The sequence below is a fragment of the Kitasatospora sp. NPDC001603 genome (assembly GCF_040298365.1).
In the GTDB taxonomy this organism is placed as follows: Bacteria; Actinomycetota; Actinomycetes; order Streptomycetales; family Streptomycetaceae; genus Kitasatospora.
Window position 1 is genome coordinate 78,778 of record NZ_JBEPAA010000008.1, and the last position, 17,038, is coordinate 95,815.

9 protein-coding genes are annotated in these 17,038 nt (G+C 72.9%); 5 read left to right on the forward strand and 4 right to left on the reverse strand.

The genetic code is table 11. From position 1 onward, the window contains the following. Positions 1-26 precede the first annotated feature (26 nt). Positions 27-4,919 (reverse strand): LamG-like jellyroll fold domain-containing protein, encoded by a 4,893-nt coding sequence (locus ABT263_RS08065; protein WP_352288745.1) that lies wholly within the window; start codon positions 4,917-4,919, stop codon positions 27-29. Between the two features lie 350 nt (positions 4,920-5,269). Between ABT263_RS08065 and ABT263_RS08070 the strand changes: the two genes are divergently transcribed. Both ABT263_RS08070 and ABT263_RS08075 read left to right on the forward strand, forming a co-directional pair. Continuing rightward, complete coding sequence (locus ABT263_RS08070; RefSeq protein WP_352288747.1) at positions 5,270-12,499, forward strand: RHS repeat-associated core domain-containing protein; 7,230 nt, start codon at positions 5,270-5,272, stop codon at positions 12,497-12,499. Positions 12,500-12,520: 21 nt separating this feature from the next. Further along, positions 12,521-12,877 carry a hypothetical protein gene (locus tag ABT263_RS08075; protein WP_329486504.1) on the forward strand — a complete coding sequence of 119 codons (357 nt, stop codon included), beginning with the start codon at positions 12,521-12,523 and terminating at the stop codon, positions 12,875-12,877. A gap of 109 nt (positions 12,878-12,986) precedes the next feature. On the opposite strand, the gene ABT263_RS08080 is transcribed toward ABT263_RS08075, so the two are convergent. From ABT263_RS08080 to ABT263_RS08090, 3 genes are all read right to left on the reverse strand, one after another. Further along, positions 12,987-13,649: a vitamin K epoxide reductase family protein gene (locus tag ABT263_RS08080; protein WP_352288749.1), complete on the reverse strand. Its 663-nt coding sequence runs from the start codon at positions 13,647-13,649 to the stop codon at positions 12,987-12,989. 64 nt (positions 13,650-13,713) lie between these two features. Next, positions 13,714-14,541, reverse strand: a complete 828-nt coding sequence (locus ABT263_RS08085; RefSeq protein ID WP_352288752.1) for a DsbA family protein — start codon at positions 14,539-14,541, stop codon at positions 13,714-13,716. 214 nt (positions 14,542-14,755) lie between these two features. Then, positions 14,756-15,433 (reverse strand): hypothetical protein, encoded by a 678-nt coding sequence (locus ABT263_RS08090; protein WP_352288755.1) that lies wholly within the window; start codon positions 15,431-15,433, stop codon positions 14,756-14,758. 538 nt (positions 15,434-15,971) lie between these two features. Here ABT263_RS08090 and ABT263_RS08095 point away from each other — a divergent pair. The 3 genes from ABT263_RS08095 (at position 15,972) to ABT263_RS08105 (ending at position 16,994) form a co-directional block, all read left to right on the forward strand. Continuing rightward, positions 15,972-16,364 carry a hypothetical protein gene (locus ABT263_RS08095; protein ID WP_352288757.1) on the forward strand — a complete coding sequence of 131 codons (393 nt, stop codon included), beginning with the start codon at positions 15,972-15,974 and terminating at the stop codon, positions 16,362-16,364. Then, positions 16,361-16,747: a hypothetical protein gene (locus ABT263_RS08100; RefSeq protein ID WP_329486498.1), complete on the forward strand. Its 387-nt coding sequence runs from the start codon at positions 16,361-16,363 to the stop codon at positions 16,745-16,747. The genes ABT263_RS08095 and ABT263_RS08100 overlap by 4 nt, the downstream gene beginning before the upstream one ends. A gap of 94 nt (positions 16,748-16,841) precedes the next feature. Then, complete coding sequence (locus tag ABT263_RS08105) at positions 16,842-16,994, forward strand: hypothetical protein (RefSeq protein WP_352288759.1); 153 nt, start codon at positions 16,842-16,844, stop codon at positions 16,992-16,994. Positions 16,995-17,038: the final 44 nt, after the last annotated feature.

The window sequence follows — 17,038 nt, forward strand, 5'->3', positions numbered from 1 at the left end:
GGACGAGCTGGGTCGGACGAGCTGGATCAGACGAGCTGGGTCAGCACGGGCTGCTCCGAGTCGAGCGAGGCGACGGCGGCCGGGGAGAGCGCGCTGGTCCAGGTCTGGACGTCGCTGATCCGGCCGGGGAAGCTGTTCCCGTTCTTGGCCGAGCCGATGGTCAGGGGGCCGGTGGAGGCCCACGGCGTGGAGTTGACGGCGGTGGCCGCGAGCTTGCCGTTGACGTAGAGGCTCATGGTCTGGCCGGGCGCGTCGTAGGTGGCGACCAGGTGGGTCCAGGTGTTGAGGGCCGGCGGCTTGCTCGCGAACGCGGCCGGGTAGGAGGCCGGTCCGGTCGAGTCGCCGGACGGCGAGACGAACGTCCAGGCGTTGAAGGCCTTCGAGTACTGCAGGTAGAAGGCGCTCACGCTGGTACCCGACTGGGCCGCCACGGTCGCGTAGTCGTTCGTCCCGGTCAGGTAGGCCCAGGCCGAGACGGAGTAGCTCCTGGCGGTGTCGACGACCGGGCCGCCGGTGGTGGCCAGCGCGTCGGTGGCGCCGGACAGGCCGAGGACGGTGCCGCGGGTGGTGTCGTTGACGAACGAGGCCGAGCCGGAGACGGTGAGGCTGTTGGCCGGCCGGATCTCGTCGGCGGAGTTGGTGAGCCTCCACCGGTCGGTGGGCCGGTGGACGTCGCCGAGCAGCACCGGGGCGTCGAACTGGGCGGTGTCGGTGGCCAGCGCCGCGGCGGCGGTGGCGGGCAGCGCGGACGGGACGATCACGACGTCGCCGACCGCGCCGGTCGCGTACTGGGCGTACCCGCCGGCCAGGACCCGCCGACCGATCTGGACCGGCCCGGTGGCGTTCCACTCGGTGCCGGCGTAGGCCGCGGCACCGGCCGCGGCGCCGTTGACGAAGAGCTGGAGCTGCTTGGTGCCGGCGTCGTAGACCCCGGTCAGGTGGGTCCAGGTGTTGATCCTGGGGCTGAGGCCGCCGGTGGTCGGGCCGTAGACGGCGTTGAAGGTGTCGACGGCCGAGTCGTCGACGTTGCGGCCGAACGCGAAGGCGTGCGCCCAGGCGGAGTAGTACAGCTGGAGGCCGACGTTGTTGGTGCCGCCCTGGCTGACGAACACGGAGGTGTTGGCCAGGTCGCCGGGCTTGACCCAGGCGGAGACGGTGTAGCTCTTGCGCGTGTCGACGGAGCCGGTGGCACTGACCGCGTAGCCGGTGCCGCCGGGCAGGTTCAGGACCGTGCCCCGGGTGGCGTCGGGGCCGACGGCCGCTCCGCCGGCCACGGTCAGGTCGTTGGCCCGCCGGCTGTCGGTGGTGTCGGTCAGCCTCCAGCGGTCGGCCGCCTGGGCGGCCGGCGTCCGGACGCCCGGGAGCCGGGTGACGGTGCCGGTGGCGGACGTCCCGTACAGGTCGGGGTTGCCGTCGCCGTCGACGTCACCGGGGGAGGCCACGGTCGGGGCCAGCCGGTCGCCGAGGCCGGTCGGGAGGACCGGCTGGGCCGGCGGCAGGGCCTTGCCCGTGGTGGTCGCGGCCCAGACCTGCTCGGCGTGGTCGGTCAGGCAGTCCCAGAGGATCAGCTGGGTCTTGGGCGTGTTGGACGCCGCGGGGTCGGCCAGGCACCGGCCGGACTGCGGGTTGAGCAGCGAGCCGGCGAACGGACCGGGGACCCACTTCTGGGCGCCGGTGCCGTTGCAGTCCCAGAGCTGGACCGGGCTGCCGTTGTCGAGGCCGCCGCGGCTCACGTCGAGGCACTTGCCCAGCAGGTGGACGCTGCTGTCGGTGCCGAGGGCGGCGCTCTGCGCGTCGGTGGTGTTGCAGCTGTACATCTGCGCCGGCGTGCCGTTGGCGGTGTTCGAGCCGTTGATGTCCAGGCACATGTTCTTACCGGCGGTGTCGAGCACGCCGGAGGTCAGCGGGGCCCTGGTCGGAGCGGTGATCCGGGTGGTCGGGACGCCGTTGCCGTCGAAGGTCAGCGGGAAGCTGCTGACGGCGCCGGTGGCGTTCTCGCGGGCCCACAGGGTGGGGACGCCGTTCACCGTGCCCGGTGCGAGCAGGGTGGTGCGGGACCAGTCACCGGTGCCGATCTTCACGCCGGCGGCGAGGTTGCAGCCTGCCTGGTAGGTGCCCGGGAAGTACCAGAGCTCCGCGTTGTCGACCGTCACCAGGTCCGGTACGTCGGCCATCTGGGCGAGCTTGCCGGGTGCCAGGATCTGGGTGACCTTGTTCCAGGTGCCGTCCGAGCCCTTGGCGGGGCAGCCCGCGGAGTTGTTGAGGGGGACGACGTTCTGGGTCAGCGTGAAGTGGCCCGTGGTGCCGCCCGCCGTGTTGGCGTCGTTCTGGTACAGGTACAGCTTGTGGGTCGTCTTCTGATAGGCGAACAGGTCGTCGGCCATGGCCGCGGTGAGGGTGCCGCGGTGGGCGACCAGGTAGTTGTTCCAGCCGGTGCCGTCGGGGCTGGTCGCCGGGGTGGAGATGGTCTCGAGGTCCTCGGTGGAGCCGCCGCCCGGGACGCGCACCAGGTCGCCGGCGGTCGTGGTGGCGGCGAGGTCCGGGACCCCGTCGCCGTTCAGGTCGCCCGGGGCCACCTTGGCGCTGGGGTCGAACGGGGCGAAGAAGCTGTACTGGGCGACGGTGCCCTGGGTGTTGCCGGCCTTGTCGACGGCGCGCACGAACAGCGTGTGGGTGCCCCACTGGGCGCTGCTCACGCTGATCGGGACGTCCGCGGTCGCGGTGCCGCCGGCCGCCTGGACGGCGGGGACGGACGGGCCGCCGCCGGGGATGTTGGCGTCCAGCGAGTACTCGAACCGGTCGATCCCGCTGCTGACGCAGCTGCCGCGGGTGCAGCCGCCCGGCACCGGGTCGTTGGCGGTGACCCGCACCTTGGCCCCGGTGGCGCCGGCGTGGCCGGTGGGCGTCCTGTCGCTGCCGAGCGGCGGGAAGGCCGCGTTGTCGGCGACCGTCGGGATGCTCGGCGGGGTCAGGTCGACGTTGAAGTAGCAGTAGGGGGAGCTGGGGCCGGTCAGGGTGCCGTCGCTGGCGATCATGTTCCAGCCGTACTGGTGGCCGTCCTCGACGGTGAAGCCGACGTTGTCGTAGACGGTGCCCCAGTTGCTCACCGACGCGCTCCACGGCCAGGACTTGCTGGCCGGGTTGCCACCGCCGTCGTTGGACATGTTGTCCCAGACGTGCGCCATGGCCTGGAGGTTGACACCGCTCATCTTGGTGGAGAGCCGGGCGTTCAGGGTGATGTTGGAGGCGCTGCCGGTGGTGCCGGAGTTGCCGATCCAGCCGATGTTCACGCCGTCGCAGCCGTTGCTGTCCGGGCTGTGCGGCTGCGGACTGACGCTGATCATGTCGGGGGCGTTGGGCGCGATGTCGAACACCGTGACCACGTACGGATTGGTGTTGAACCGCATGAAGTCGTTGTTGCCCGACGACTTGGTCTCGTTGCCGAAGATGCCGACGGTCCAGTTGGAGTTGTGGCCGACGAGCTTCTGCATCTGGCCGGTGACGTTGAACACGGCCTCGTGGTTGCCGCAGTGGTTCGAGATGTTGGAGCTCTTCGGGTACTGCGCGCCGCCGAGCCACCCGTCGCCGGTCACCCAGGGCTGCTTGGACCACTTGGTGTCGGTCGCGAGCTCGCTGACGGTGGCCAGGGACACCGGCGCGGTGTGGTTGCAGTCGAAGGACGCACCGTAGGTCTCGGTGATGTGGAACTCCGACCGGGAGACCACCATGTCACCGGTCAGGTTGCTGGTGTCGATCTGGTAGAAGGACCGGTACAGGCCCTGGCAGTCGTTCCAGTGCTGGTAGCCGGCGCCCTGGCCGTTGTCCTGCGGCTCGTCGTAGGCGACGATGCCGGGGCAGCCCTCCCGGACCGTGGCGTAGTGGCTGGTGCCGTTGGTCACCGGGCTGACCGAGGGGTCGATGTACAGCGGCCACACGGTGTCCGGGCCGGTCAGCAGCCCCGCGTCGGGTACCAGGGTCAGTGCGCCGGCCTCGGCCGTCACGGCGATCCGCTTGAGCTGCGCGCCGGTGCCGGGCTCGCGTTCGGTGGAGCGGGTGGGGGCGGGCGCGGCGGGCGGCGCCTCGTCGACGCGGGCCGACCTGAGCTCGCCCTTGCGCGCCGCCGGGGCGGGTGCTTCGGCGGGCCGCGCCGCGACCGTACCGGCGGTGGTCGAGGAGTCCCACATGACCGGGGTCGGCGCGGTGAACGCCGTCGTCCCGTCGGTGGTCCGCGCGGTGACGGAGCCGTTCTCGTCGGCGGCCACGGTCAGCCCGTCGCTGGTGGCGACCGCGAGCTTCAGGGACTTCAGCGCCGGGTCGGCGGCGGCCGTGGCGTCGTGGACGACCAGGACCTCGCGCAGGCCGCCCTGGTCGTTGGCGATGACCCGCAGGTCGACGCCGGGCAGGACGTTGCCGTAGGTCGCGCTGTCACCCGTGACGGCCGGAGCGGGCAGGGCGACCGGGAAGGTGACGGAGAGCCGGCGGCCCTTGGCGTCGGTGAGCGTGGCCAGCGGGCCGGAGCCGCCACCGGAGAGGGCCAGCCCGGCCGGGGTGGCCTTCGGCGAGAAGGTGCCGTCGCCGTTCCTCCCCAGGGTCGCGTCCACGGCCGACCAGGAGCCGTCGCGCTTCACCCGGACCGGCTGGACGTGGTCGGTCAGCGTGAAGGTGCCGTCCGCGTTGGCCACCGTCTGGGTCGTCTCGGAGGTCAACTCCTCGACCGCGACCGGCTTCCGCTCCTTCTTCGCGCGTTCGGAGGCCGCCCTCATCGGTGAGTCGGAGACGGCGGGCCGGTCCGCGGGCCGGTCGTCGGCCAGGGCCGGGCCGGCGGTGCCGAGTATCAGGCCGGCGAGCGCCGCCGTCAGCGCGAGCCGACGTCCTGGCGATCGCGTCCCACCGCGTGGGACGCGGGTGTTTTCCCCCACGAAAGATCCTTCGAATGTGTCTGGCGCCCGCGACCGTTTCGCGGGGGGATTCACAACCCCCCTGGCGGGCAGTGGATTTGGCCACATCGCAGGCATCGGACACCTGACCCGTCGAAACCCCTGGGTCGGGTGTGATTGTTGTGAGCGATGTGACTGCCGGGGAAGGGTATTGCCGGTGATGCGTGTGTGGCAATACGGTTCGCCCTGGCCAGGGGCGGGATCGCGTGATGGCGCATCAGCACCGGGGCCGTCCAAAACTGTTAATAGGGGGATGATTCACGATGCGCGCGAAAGTGCGATGGTCTCGTGCTGCCCGGGGGAGGGGATGGGCGAGACGGGGGACGGTCGCGATGGCGACGGTTGCCGCGTTCTCGCTGGCGACGCCGCTGGCGGTGGCCACCGACGTCCTCGTAGGCCCCTACCGCTACACCGGCGAGATATGGTCGGCCGACCCGCTCCCCCAGCAACCGAAGGTGCCCGGGGGGCCGGTGGGCGCGGCGCGCACCACCCCGAAGCCGGCCGTTCCGAAGGGCGCCCGGGAGCTCCGGACGCACACCCCGGAGGCGGCCCGCTGGCCCGGCGGCTCCACCGCCACCGTCGACCTCGGCGGTTCGCCGGCCACCGGGCGCCCGAAGGCGGGCGGTACCCCGGTCTCGGTGTCCGCCGTCCCGACCTCGGCGCTCGGCCCGCGGTCCGGGCGCCTGATCGCCCCGGTCGCCCCGGTCGCGCCGCTCTCCTCGGTCGAGGTCCGGCTGGCCGACCGGAGCGGCGCCAGGGCCGCCGGCGTCGACGGGCTCCTGGTCGGACTGGCCCGCGGTGACGGCAGGCCGGGGGTGGGCGGCGTCTCGGTGTCGCTCGACTACAGCTCCATCGAGCAGGCCTACGGCGGCGGTTGGGCCTCCCGGCTGCGGCTGGTCGCGCTGCCGGGCTGTGCACTGACGACGCCGCAGCGCGCGGAGTGCCGCCGGCAGACGCCGATCGAGTTCACCAACGACCCGCGGGCCCGGACGCTGTCGGGTACGGTCGCGGTCGCCTCCGCCGCGCGCACCGGTACGAGCGGCTTCGCCGCCGCGTCGTCGGCCGCGCGCTCGGCCGGCGCCACCATGGCGGTCGCGGCGGTCGCCGGCTCCGGCGGCTCGCAGGGCGACTACGGCGCGACCTCGCTGTCCGCCTCGGGCGCCTGGACGGCCTCCGCCTCCGGCGCGTTCACCTACGCCTACCCGATCACCGTGCCGCCGTCGCTCGGCGGCGCCGCGCCCGCGGTCACCCTCGCCTACGACTCGCAGTCGGTGGACGGCGAGACCTCGGCCCGCAACTCGCAGTCCTCGTGGATCGGTGACGGCTGGGGCTACAGCCCGGGCTTCATCGAGCGCTCCTACAAGGCGTGCAAGGACCAGGGCATCGAGGACTCCGGGGACGAGTGCTGGGGCGGCTGGAACGCCACGATCTCGCTCGGCTCGCACACCGGCGAGCTGCTCCGGGACTCCTCGGGCGGCTACCGGCTGCAGAACGACGACGGCACGAGGATCGAGCGGCTGACCGGGGCCACCAACGGCCTCTGGCAGGGTGAGTACTTCAAGGTCACCACCACCGACGGCACCGCGTACTACCTGGGCCTGAACCACGCGCCGGGCACCACGTCGGACACGGCGACCAACAGCGCCTGGGGCGTGCCGGTGTACCACCCGAAGGCGGAGGACCCGTGCCACGACTCCGCCGACGGCAATGACTCGCGGTGCGACCAGCCGGTCGGCTACCGGTTCAACCTCGACTTCGCCGTGGACCCGCACGGCAACGTCCAGCGCTACGACTGGTCGACCGAGTCCAACTACTACAACATGGGCTACGGCCAGGTCGCCAAGGACGACAAGGGCGGCACCCTCACCCAGTACACCCGGGGCGGCCGCCTCACCCAGATCTCCTACGGCTACCAGCTGACGGACGCGCAGGCCGGCCGCGAGCCCGCCGCCAAGGTCGTGTTCAACGCGGCGCAGCGCTGCACGACCTCCGACACCGTCTGCACCCTCGACAACCTCTCGCGGGACACCGCGACCAACTGGCCGGACACGCCGTACGACCTGACCTGCCTCGCCACCGACAAGAACAAGGTCGAGGACGACGACACCGACGGGGTCTGCCTCACCGGCGGACCGACCTTCTGGTCGACCTTCCGGCTGAAGTCGGTGGACACCAAGGTCCGTACCGGCTCCGGCTGGCAGGACGTCGACAGCTTCGAGCTGAAGCAGGTCTTCTCCGACGCCGGCGGCACCTACGACCCGGTCACCGGCAAGACCCAGGACCCGACGAACGCCGGCGCCCTGCAGTCCGTGATGTGGCTCTCCGAGATCGTCCACACCGGCCGGGACACCTCCGCCGGCGGCGGCGGCCCGCTCACCCTCGACCCGGTCACCTTCACCGGCATCGAGATGGACAACCGGGTCGACGGCCTCTCTCCGGCCGCCCCGCCGCTGTTCCACCCGCGCGTCTCCAGCATCCAGACCGAGACCGGCGAATCCGTCGCGGTCACCTACCGGGCGCCGGAGTGCTCGCGCGAGAAGAACACCATGCCGGCCTCGGCCGACGCCAACACCATGGCCTGCTACCCGGTCTGGTGGACGACGCCCGGCGGGAAGGACCCGATCGAGGACTGGTTCCACAAGACCCTGGTCGCCCAGGTCACCGACAGCGACCGGACGAAGGCCGGCTCGCCGGCCAAGGTGACCAACTACGCCTACAGCGACGGCGCCGCCTGGCACCGTGACGACTCCGACCTGACCGACGACCAGCACCGCACCTGGAACCAGTTCCGGGGCTACCGCACCGTCACCACCACCACCGGCGCCGCGCCGGACCCGATCACCCAGAGCGTCGTCTCCTACCTCCAGGGCATGGACGGCGACTACAAGGCGGACGGGACCAGGCGCACCGCCAAGGTGCGGAACTCGCTCAACGAGGAGATCACCGACAACCCCTGGTCGGCCGGCGCCCCCTACGAGACGCAGACCTTCACCAAGGCCGGCGGCAGCGTCGTCGCCAAGACGCTGGCCGACCCGCCGACGGTCGCCGAGACCGCCAGTGCCGCCCGGACGGCCTGGACCTCGGAGGACCCGGCACCCGCGAAGCTGTCCACGCTCCCCGACCTGAAGGCCCACCAGGTCCGTTCGACCTCGGCCCGTTCGCTGGGCCTGCTGTCCGACGGCTCGTGGCGGACCGTGCAGACCGTGACCACCATGGACGACCTCGGCCGGGTCCACCAGGTCGACGAGAAGGGCGACCTGGCGGCCTCGGGGCAGCAGACCTGCACCACCACCGGCTACGCCCCGGCGCCCGCCGCCAATCCGATGATGCTGATCTACCCGAGCGAGGTCCTCACCGTCGCCGGGCCGTGCGGCACCACACCCGGCGGGACCACCACGCTCTACGGCAAGCGCTTCTTCTACGACGGCGCCGCCGGAGTGCCGGACCCGGCCGCCTACGGCGTGCTCGGCCGCAACGGCAGCTCGCTCGGGCTGGTGACCGGCACCCAGTCCATCAAGTCGTACACCGCCCCCGGGCAGCCGTCCTACCAGTCGCTCGGCGGGCTGGAGTACGACAAGTACGGCCGCGTCACCAAGACGGTGGACGCGGTGGGTGCCGCGACCACGACCGCCTACCTCCCGGCCGACGGCGTCCTCCCGGACTCGCTGTCGACCAGGAACCCGTTGGGCTGGGTGGCCACCAGCACGATCTCGGTGGCGCGCGGCGCCGTCACGCACGCCGTCGACGTCAACGGCCGGATCACCGACGTCGAGTTCGACGCGCTCGGCCGCCGCACCAAGGTGTGGACGCCGGGCCGCAGCAAGGCGACCCAGAGCCCCGACCGCAAGTTCGGCTACGACGTGCACGGTGCCGGCGACAAGCCGGACCCCTCCGCCGTCACCACCGAGACCCTGCGCGAGAACGGCTCGTACAACAAGTCCGTCACCTACTACGACGGGCTGCTGAGGCCGCGGCAGAGCCAGACCACGACCGCGGACAACTCCGCCGGGCGCCTCGTGTCGTCGAGCTTCTACGACTCGCACGGCTGGGCCGTCTCCAACATCGCCCCCTACACCGACGCCGCGCACGAGGCGGGCACCGGCATGTGGGCGGAGACCAACAACACCGGCCCGTCGGTGACCAGGACCGCCTACGACGGACAGGGCAGGCCGGTCTCGGTCCAGCAGGTCTCGTTCGCCAGCACCCTGTGGCAGTCCGGCACGTCCTACCCGGGTGCCGACCGCGTCGACACCACGGTCGGTGCGGCGCGCACGACGACCTACACCGACGGCCTCGGCCGCACCACCTCGACCGTCGTGCACGACGACACCCCCGACCGGAAGCTGACCGCCGGCACGGTGATGGCCTCGGGCACGTCGGTGGTGTCCAAGAGCGTCCGGCTGGCGATGCGGGCGGACGGGAACCTGGTGCTGACCGGGCTCGCCGACGGCCGGACGCTCTGGTCCTCGGGCACGTCCGGCAACCCGGGCGCCGTGGCGGTCATGCAGGCCGACGGCGACTTCGTGGTCCAGAACGCGACCAGGACGGCCCGGCTCTGGAGGAGCGGCACGACCGGTGCCACCGGCGCCTACCTCATGGTCCGGGGCGACGGCGTGGTCGCGGTGTCCAACGCGTCCAACGCGGTCGTCTGGTCCACCGGGCCCGCCGGCGCCGTCGGCAGCGCCGACGTCACCACCAGCTACACCTTCGACGCCAGGGGCGACGTCGCGTCGGTCAAGGACACCGCCGGCAACGTCTGGAGCTACACCTACGACCTGCGCGGTCAGCTGGTGTCGCAGACCGACCCCGACAGCGGCACCTCGGTCAAGGAGTACGACGACCTCGGCCGGCTCGCCAGGGCGCGGGACGGCCGGGGCCAGTGGCTGTCGTACGTCTACGACGGCATGGGCCGCACCACCGCGAAGTACGCGGGGACCAGCACCACCGACCAGACGAAGCTGCTCGCCGAGTGGAGCTTCGACGCCAAGGCCAAGGGCTACCCCGACGCCACGACGCGGTACGTCAACGGCCGCGCCGGCGACGCCTACGTCACCCGGATCGACGGGTACACGACCGCGTACCAGCCGACCGGCAGCACGGTGACCGTCCCGGTGGGCGAGGGCAAGCTCGCCGGCACGTACACCACGGCCGCGAGCTACACCGACACCGTCGGCCTGCTCGGCTCGACGACCTTCGGTGCCGCGGGCGGTCTGGCCGAGGAGACCGTCGGCTTCGGCTACAACCTCCAGGGCGGCCTGGTCTCCATGGGCTCGCCGACCACCCCCTACGTCAACACCACCAGCTACAGCCCGCTCGGCCAGGTCCTGCAGACCACCATCGGCACCCCGACCAAGCAGCTGCGCACCGCGCAGACCTACGACCAGGTCACCGGCCGGCTGGCCACCAACCGGGTCACCCTGCAGACCAACACCGCCAACCCGATCTCCGACACCACCTACGGCTACGACCAGGTGGGCAACCTCACCACCGTCTCCGAGACCCAGTCCTCGGGCGGTGCCGACCGGGTCACCGACACCCAGTGCTTCAGCTACGACGCGCTGCGCCGGCTGACCACCGCCTGGACCGACACGAAGGGGATCACCAGCCCGACGGCCGGGCAGCTCGCCGCCTGCAAGACCAGTACGCCCGGTCCCTCGACCATCGGCGGCCCGGCCCCGTACTGGACCGACTGGCAGTACGACCTGCTCGGTGACCGCACGCTCCAGGTCAAGCACGACGTGACCGGCAACGCGGCCAAGGACACCACGCAGTCCAGCAGCTACCCGGTGGCCGGCGCGACGCCGACCACCCGGCCGAACGCGGCGACCGGGATCGTCACCTCGAATCCGACGACCGGCACCAGCACGCTCACCCCGACGTACGACAACGCGGGCAACACCACCAGGCGGGTCGGCACCGGAGCGGCGCCGCTCGACCAGGTCATCAGCTACGACGCCGAGGGCGCGACCTCCGGCATCACCACCGACGGGAAGGAGACCACCTACCTCTACGACGCCGACGGCGCGCTGCTCCTGCAGCGCGGGCCCACCAGCACCACGCTCTACCTGTTCGGCGGCACGGAGCAGCTCACCCTCGACAAGGCCACCAAGGCCGTCAGCGCCCTGCGGTACTACAGCTGCCCCGACGGCACGACCATCGTCCGGGCGAGCAACGGCACCATCAGCTACCAGCCGACCAATCCGCAGGGCACCGCCCAGCTCCAGGTCGACGCCAAGACGCTGGCGATCACCCGCCGGGCCTACGACCCGTACGGCAACCAGCGCGGTCCCGCCCCGGCCTCCTGGGCGGACAACCACGGCTTCCTGGGCAAGCCGGCCGATCCGACGACCGGCCTGGACCTCCTCGGCGCCCGCCAGTACGACCCGGTGCTCGGCCGCTTCCTGTCGGTGGACCCGGTCTTCGAGGCCGGAGATCCCAACCAGATGGGCGGCTACACCTACGCCGCGAACAACCCGGTCTCGGGCAGCGACCCGACCGGGCTGTGGTGGAGCCTCGACGACATCGGGGGCTTCTTCACCGGCGTCGGCGACTCCGTCGTCGGCGACCCGTGGCAGTGGAGCGTCAACACCCTCTCGGACGGGTGGAACGCCGCCGCGGACTGCTACAACGGGGACAACGAAGTCTTCAACGAGATCTTCGACTACGAGAACGACACCCCGTACAAGCTGGGCCACACCGGTTACGTCGACGACGACCCGCTGGCCGAGCTGTTCGACACCGACTCCAGCTCCACCGCCTACGTCGCCGGTCAGTGGACCGGCACCATCGGCTCGCTGGCCATCGACGGCGTCGGCCTCGTCAAGGGCACCATCTGGGGCTTCAAGAGCGCCAAGGCCATCAAGCTCGCGATGTCGGAGGGCGACGGCTTCATCAGCGCGGTCCGGAAGTTCGTGGACGGCGACCTGCCGACCACGACCGCCCCGCAGGCGGAACCCGCGCCCACCACACCGAAGACGGAGGGCCCCAGCAACCCGAAGTCGGGCACCGGCAAGGAGCCCGGCGAACCCGGCGGCGGAGGCAAGGCCGACAAGGCGCCCGAGGGCGGGAAGGGCTCCGGCGACGGCGGTGGCGGCGAGCCCGCCGCGACCGGCGACACGCCCACCGGCACCGGCGGCACGCCGGGCGGTGGCGGCACCTCCGCCGCCGCGACCGGCGGGGGGTCCGAGGCGGCGGCCCGGACCGGCGTCAGCATCAAGTCGGTGCGCATCGCACTGGGCCGGGCCGGGATGAGCGTCAAGGGGTACGACATCGTCCACATGCCGAAGATCGAGCACCCCAACTCGATCGCCCTCGGCAACAGCCCCTACACCGGGAAGGGCAACGGGAACGCGCTGCGGGTCGCCGTCGTCGGGCCGAACAAGCTCCCGCTGATCGAGATCAGTACGGACGGGCTGCGGGACATGGAGACGGCCCTCAAGACGATCCTCCACGAGCTCTACCATCACAAGAACGGCCACATGCCCGACATGGAGGCCCAGGCCGAGGCCTACGCGGACAAGCGCTACGCCGAGTACCTCCGCCGGACGAAGGGGAGGAAGTAGGAGAGCAGTGGGAGCACCGGAATGAAGTCCTACATCGACAGTGAGATCCGTCAGCTGGCGACCCAGCCGAACTTCGTCGACGACCAGTCGGAGAAGGAGTGCCCGGTCTGCCGGAAGGTCGCGGTGCGCAGCTACGTCTACGAGGGCAGCAGGGCGGGCCGCCCGGTGCTGTTCTGGCGGACGTGGTGCCACGCGTGCCGCCGGATGTGCAGCTCCGTCGGCGTCAAGCCGAAGAAGCTCGCGTTCGACGACCCGTTCGCCCGGATGACCGCGGACGAGCGGCGCGTGGTCTCCGCCGATTCCGACGGCTTCTTCGAGCGCCTCGACCAGCTGTGGCGCAAGGGGACGCTTCCCCAGCGGTTCCACCGCGCCTCCTGAGCGCGGGCCCCCGCCCGGGGGCCGGTACCCGACGTCGGCCTCCAGGACCCCCCACGGGTCCTGGAGGCCGACGTCGTTCTCGGGGCGGGGGCGTTCTCCTGGGCGGGCGTCAGAGCAGGGTGCTCCAGTAGGACCAGAACCGGTTGAGGACCAGCAGGGCGATCACCGCGGCCCACAGCACCGGCAGGGCCCAGTGGTAGCGGGCGGCCTCGCGGACCACCGGTCGCAGCCGGGGGCCGACGGGTATCACCCCGGAGCGCAGGTTGTGCAACGTGGTGTACCAGCAGAGCGGCACCACCGTGGCCCAGACCACCACGCAGTACGGGCAGAGCGCGCCGATGTCGTACAGCGCCTGGTCGATCAGCCAGTGCACGAAGACCAGTCCGGCCAGGGTGCCGGCCTGCAGGGCCAGCCAGAACCAGCGCCGGTAGGCGGCGCCGGCCAGTAGCCCGGCGCCGACCGCGGCGACGGCACCGAAGGCGGCCAGGCCGAGCAGCGGGTTCGGGAAGCCGAAGACCTCCGCCTGCTCGGTGCGCATCACCGACCCGCAGCTGATCACCGGGTTGATGTTGCAACTGGGGACGTAGGACGGGTTCTCCAGGATGCGGAGCTTGTCGAAGGTCAGGACGGCCGAGGCGGCGAGGCCGAGGAGTCCGCCGAGGAACACGAACAGGGCGAACGCCCGGCCGGCGCCGATCGGCGTGCCGTGCGGCGGGGAGGAGGCGGCGGCGGAGCGGGAGCGGGGCGGGTTCACGGCAGTCGGGGCGGTCATCGCGGAGCACTCCGGTGGGTGTGAAGGGCCGGCCCGGCCGGGTGGTCGGCCGGGCCGGTGGTGCTCACTGCAAGCCCGCGGCCTGCTTCACCTGGGCGGTGAACTGCTCCGGCGTGGTGGCGCGGTTCCCGCTGAACAGGGTGATCGGCTTGCCGTCCAGCTTGACCGTCGGCGTGCCCGTCACCCCGCTGTCGTTGAAGGCGTCCGCGACCTTCTTCGCCCACGGGGCGTAGGTGCGGTCGGTCACCGCCTTGACGAAGGCGTCCGTCTTCAGACCGGGCACCTGGCCGGCCAGGTCCAGCAGGTGGTTGACGTCGCCGAAGCCGTCCTCGCGCTCGTCGGGCTGGTTGGCGTACAGCACGTCGTGGAACTGCTTGAACTTGTCGACGCCCTCGTTGAGCGCCGCGCCGACGGCGGCGAGCGCGGTGCGCGAGCCCTTGCCGCCGAGGTTCTTGTCGAGGAACGCCGCCAGGTGGTACTCCACCCTGACGGTGCCGTCGTCCGCCAGCTTCCTGACGGTGTCGCCGTTGGTCGCCTCGAAGCTCTTGCAGACCGGGCAGCGGAAGTCCTCGAACACCTGGAGGGTGTGGGCGGCGTCCGGCTTGCCGTACACGATCACGGTGCCGTCGGGGCCGGAGGTGTTGGCCGGGACGACCAGCGCGGTCGGGTCGGCGGCGGCGGACGCGCTGGACGAGTCGTCGCCGCCCGCCGCGTTGATCGCCAGCGCGGTACCGCCGGCCAGGGCGAGGACGGCGACGATCGAGACGCCGACGACGATCCGCTGCCGGCGCTTGGCGGCGGCGCGCTCGCGCAGCTGCGCCTCCTGGATCCGCTCGCGGGCGCTGACGCGCTGGGACTGCTGACGGGCGGGCTTTTCGGTGGGCTGGGCCATGGTGGGTCAACTCCTGGACACGGCGCGCGACATGCGCTTCCTGGGTGGCCGCCTCGGCGCGGCACGGAAGGCCGCGGGCACGAGGGGGCCGGGTCGGTGGGCTCGGGAGTCGGCGCGCTGCCTGCGGGCGCCGGGCGGTGGCCCGGGGCCGGTCCGGCCGGCGGGGTCCGCGGGCCGGGAGCCCTACGGACCGGCGCGAAGCCGGACGGGGGTGTCAGCAGGCAGGCGCGAAGGCCGGCGGACCGCGCCGCGGCGCCGGGCTGAGCACCACGGCCTCGCGGAGCGGCCGGGGGCGGTCCGAGACCGGCAGCGGCACCCGCCGCACCGGCCGCAGCGGTACCGGCGCCAGCAGCAGGAGCAGCGCCCGCAGCGGGGCCGCGACCGCGTGGCGCAGGGCGCGCAGCGCCCGGGCCAGACCGGACAGGGCGGCGTCGCCCAGCCGCAGCCAGACGGCGGCGGCCAGCGCGACCAGCAGATGGGCCAGCAGGACCAGCAGCTGGGTGGCGGCGGGCGCGACCGGCCCGGTGTGCCCCAGGGGCCCCGAGAACAGCGAGCCGTCCACCGAACCGCCGCCGCAGACCAGCAGGTTCATCCCGCGGGCGGGGGCGTGTCCGGCGCCCAGGACCGGGCCGCAACCGGCCTGGCCCAGGTTGAAGGTGGTGTTGAGCAGCAGCTCGATTGGGACCAGCACGGCCGAGATGTGCAGCAGCCGCCGCTCCCGGCCGGCCAGCGCGGTCGCGACCAGGAAGACGACGACGGTCGCGGCGGCGACCAGGGCGAGCGGCAGCGGACGACCGGTGATGACGACCTGGCCCAGCGCGGACAGCGGCACGGCGAGCGCGGTGAACACCGCGGCCCGCAGGGCCCTGGTCGCAGGGGTGGAAGTCGTCATGCCCCGGAGTATGCCACGACGCTTACACGCCGCACGAGGGTGCGTCGGCGGGTGAGCGGTGACCGGCGAACAGATGGCCCGTCATCGGTCGTTCGTTTGCGGTACGGGGGTGGTGGGTTCACCGGTGGGATGGGTTTGGGCGCCGGAGCCGGGGTGAGCGGGCGTCAGGGGCTGCCGCCGGAGGGGGCGGCGCTCCGACAATCGGGCGATGGACCACGCCACCGGCGCGGCGCACCCGCGTCCGCCCGCCGCCGCCGAGGCGCACCCTCCGGTGCAGGGGCCGCCCCGGCCGTCGGCGCCGGTGCCGGCCCCTCCCGCCCTCGTGCCCGCTCCGCTGCCCTGGCCTCCTTCGCTCCTTTCGCCCCCCTCGCCGCCACCGTTCTGGCCTCCGGTGCTCCCCGTGCCGCCCGAGCCGCCGGTGCCGCCGTTCAGCCACCTGCCGCCGATCCACTGTCCGGTACCGGGGCACCCGCCTTCGCCCACGCCTTCGCCCGCGCCGTCGGCTCCGGGATCCGCCCAGCCCGTGCCGCCGGCCCCGATGTCGGCCACCCCGATCTCGGCCGCCCCGACGCCGCCCGCCCCGACCCGGTCCGCCGTGCCCGGGCCGGCGGCCGCGGAGACCGCCGCCGCGCAGCACCCGGCGGTCGCCCCGGCGGCCGTGGCCACCGTCACCCCGTCCCCGCGGCCGGTTCCCGCCCCGGCTCCCGCCCCGCCTCCCGCCCCGCCTCCCGCCCCGGTCCTCGCCCCGCCCCCGAGCCCGTCCGCGACGGTCGCGGTCGTCGCCGCGCCCCCGCCCCCGGCCGGCGGGCCCGCGCCGCCCGCCCTCGAACCGACCGTCTGGGCCACCGTCATGATCCTCGCCGTGCTGGTCCCGGCCGCGCTGGCCGCGGTCCTCGGCCACCACCCCCCGACCTCCAGGAGCCGCAGGTGAACCCTGGCCCCCTGCTCAGCGCCGTCGCGGCCGTGACGGTCGCGATGACCGCACTCGCCGTCGCCCACCGGCTGCGCCCCGCCCTCCCCGAGGGCGAGGATCCGCCCGAGCCGCACCCCGCCCTGGCCAGCATCGGCTCCGGGCTGCTCTCGGGGTTCATCCTGCTCACCGGCTTCCTGGTGGCCACCGGCTGGGCCGCCCGCTCCACCGGGGTGGTCCCGCCCGGCGGCCTCTACATCGCCGACCTGGCCGCGGGCACCGCCGTCCTGCTCTTCCCCTCGCTGTCCGGGCTGCCCTTCACCGCGCGGCACGCCACCGCGGTCTGCTTCTTCGCCGCGCTCGTCGGCTACACGATGTCGCTGGCGGTCCAACTGAGGCCCTGAGTCCGGTTCGGCCGGTTCCCGCCCCCGGCGGGCCCGGGCCCCGGGCCCGCCGGGAAGGCGTCCCGTCGACCCCGAGGTGAAGGGGTGAACGCGCATGGCCGCACACGACACCACCGCGGGTGCGGTGGTGCTCGACCGGACCGGGGTGCGGGCCGCGGTGCTCGCCGCGGCGGCGCGCGCGGCGCTCCGCCCAGCGGGTGGGCGGTGGGCGCGGGCGTCCGGCCGGGAGCCGGCGCGGTTCGGCTGACGGATCGTCATGGGGCGGCTGCTCGGCCGGGTTCCCCTCACCGA